Annotated in this window: 2 protein-coding genes; both read left to right on the forward strand. The window is 28.1% G+C overall.

What is annotated here, in order from left to right; translation table 11 throughout:
* A partial coding sequence (locus VK071_02950) for an ROK family protein (protein HLR34269.1) occupies positions 1-852 on the forward strand: 852 nt, incomplete at its 5' end.
* Between the two features lie 227 nt (positions 853-1079).
* Positions 1080-2966: TIM-barrel domain-containing protein (locus VK071_02955; GenBank protein HLR34270.1), on the forward strand; the 1887-nt coding region annotated here is incomplete at its 3' end.

A 2966-nucleotide genomic window follows, 5' to 3' on the forward strand; every position in this document is an offset into this window, starting at 1 on the left:
TCCATAAAATACAGCATCATGAATAATGATAGCGAATTTATAGAATCAGACTCAATAGAAACACCACAACAAGGAGAAGGTAAAACACAAAAAATATTAGTAGATATAATAAATGATTATAAAACAAAGCATGACATCAAAGGAGTTGCAATGAGTGTACCAGGTGGTATTGATGATGATGGATATATTCATTTTATGGGGCAAGTAATAGATTTACAAGATATGTATCTAAATAAATACATAAAAGAACATACAGGGCTTAACTGTGTATATGATAATGATGTAAACTGTGTCGCTATGGCTGAAAAATCTATGGGAAATGCAGTGGATAATAAAAACTTTGTATGCATAACTATAGGAACTGGTATAGGCGGTGGAGTTTTTATAAACAACCAGCTATACAGGGGTCATAGAGGAATGGCAGGAGAATTTGGTATAAATATATTAGAACATAGACTATCGCAATTAGAAAATATACCTATGAGAACTTTTAGTAGATTAGGTTCAACATATAACTTAATAGACAGAGTTAATAAGTTGAAAAATACTAGTTTAGATGGAGTTCAAGTTTTTGAATTAGCTAAAGAAGATAAGGATGTACAAGACTTAATAGAAGATTTCTACTTTTCATTAGCTATAGGAATATATAATATAGTTTATAGTTTTGCTCCAGAAAAAGTTTTACTAGGTGGTGGGATAAGTTCTAGAGATAATCTAATAGAAAATATTAATAGATATTTAAAATTATTAAATCCAGAAATATTAGATATGGTTACAATAGACACTTGTAAATTCCAAAATGATTCAGGGAAAATAGGCGCATTGTATAAATACTTGAGTAATAATATTTAATTAAAGTAAGAAAGTAAACTTATAATTAACTCAAAAATTAATATTCATAATATAAGCTGATGTAATGTTACATCAGCTTATATTTTTAAAATATATCTAAAGAGATAAAACAATATGAATTATAATGATATATAAACTTAAGGAGATTACAAGATACAAAACTTCAGCGAATATAATAGTTAAAACTCTAAAAAAGATTTTAGATATAAAGGAGACGTAAGAGGGGTATGTTTGGAAAAATAAAAGGTTTTAAAGTAAATGAGAATATAGTGAAAGTAGAGTTTGAAAATATAGAAGCTAAAATAAATATAATAAGTCCTATTATAATAAATTTCTTTGTACCTAATTATAGAGATGAACAAAATTCAAAGGCAATTGAAAATTTGAAAATACAACACTGTAGATATGAAGTAGATAGATATATTGATAATATAACAATAAAAACAGATGAATTAATTATAAAAATATACGATGAATTTAAAGTTGATATATATAATAAAGATGGAAAATTAATATGTGAAGATTATAGAGGAGCTAGAGAACCTTTTATAAAAAATTGTGCAGGAAGATTAGATATTGCAGCTCAAGAAGGACATAAACCAACAGAGCATATGGAGTACAAAGTATTTATACCTAAAAAAATGGAAGATAATATGTACTTTTATGGATTTGGAGAGAGAAGTGGACATTTAAATAAAAAGTATTGTCATTATATAAACTGGAATACAGATGATCCAACACCACATGGTGAAACTTATGAAAAACTATATAAGTCAATTCCATTTTTCATAACCTTAAAAGATGAAGAAGCATTTGGTATATTCTTTGATAATACATTTGAAACTCATTTTGATTTAGGAAAAGAAAACTCAAATTATTATTATTTTGCATCAGTTGATGGAAATATAGATTATTACTTTATATATGGACCATCTGTTAAAAAGGTAATAAAAGGATACACTTACTTAACGGGGACGACTCCACTTCCACAACTTTGGACTTTAGGATACCAACAGTGTAGATGGGCATATTGTCCAGAAGAAAATGTATATGAAATAGCTAAGAAGTTCAGAGAAAAAGATATACCTTGTGACACTATATATTTAGATATAGAATATATGGATGACTTTAGAGTATTTACTTGGGATAAAAATAAATTTAAAGATCCTAAAAAGATGATAGAAAATCTTAATGATGATGGGTTTAAATTAGTTACTATAATAGATCCTGGTGTTAAGGTTGATAAAGGGTATAAAATATATGATGAAGGTTTAGAAAATAATTACTTTGCAACTGATAAAAATGGAATAGTATATACAAACTGGGTATGGCCAGGAAATTCTGTATTCCCAGATTTTATGAATAGTGAAGTTAGAAAATGGTGGGCTAATAACCAAAAGATTATGACAGACTATGGTGTATCTGGTATTTGGAATGATATGAATGAGCCTGCTAGTTTCAATGGACCTTTACCAGATGATGTTAAATTTAATGAAGATGGAAAAATTATAGACCATAAAGAAGTACATAACATATATGGTCATATGATGGATAAAGCAACATATGAAGGTATAAAAAAGTCAACAAATAAAAGGCCTTTTGTAGTTACGAGAGCATGTTATTCAGGGACTCAAAAATATTCAACTGTATGGACAGGAGATAACCAAAGTACATGGGAACACTTAAGAATGAGCGTGCCAATGCTTATGAACTTAGGCCTTAGTGGTATGTCATTTTGTGGTACAGATGTTGGAGGATTTGGATATGATTGTACGCCAGAGTTATTAAGTAGATGGGTTCAAGTAGGCGCATTTACACCACTGTTTAGAAACCATACAACAATATATTCAAGAGATCAAGAACCATGGGCGTTTGATAAAATAACAGAAGATATAAATAGAAAATATATAAAACTAAGATATAAATTAATACCTTATATGTATGATATATTCTATAAAGGTGAACAAAGTGGCTTACCTATAATGAGACCTTTAATGCTTCATTATCAAAATGATCATAAAACTTATGAAATAAATGATCAATTTTTATTTGGAGAAAATATTATGGTTGCTCCAGTATTAGAACAAGGAAAACAAGCTAGAATGATATATTTA

This window comes from Tissierellales bacterium, from assembly GCA_035301805.1.
Taxonomy (GTDB): domain Bacteria; phylum Bacillota; class Clostridia; order Tissierellales; family DATGTQ01; genus DATGTQ01.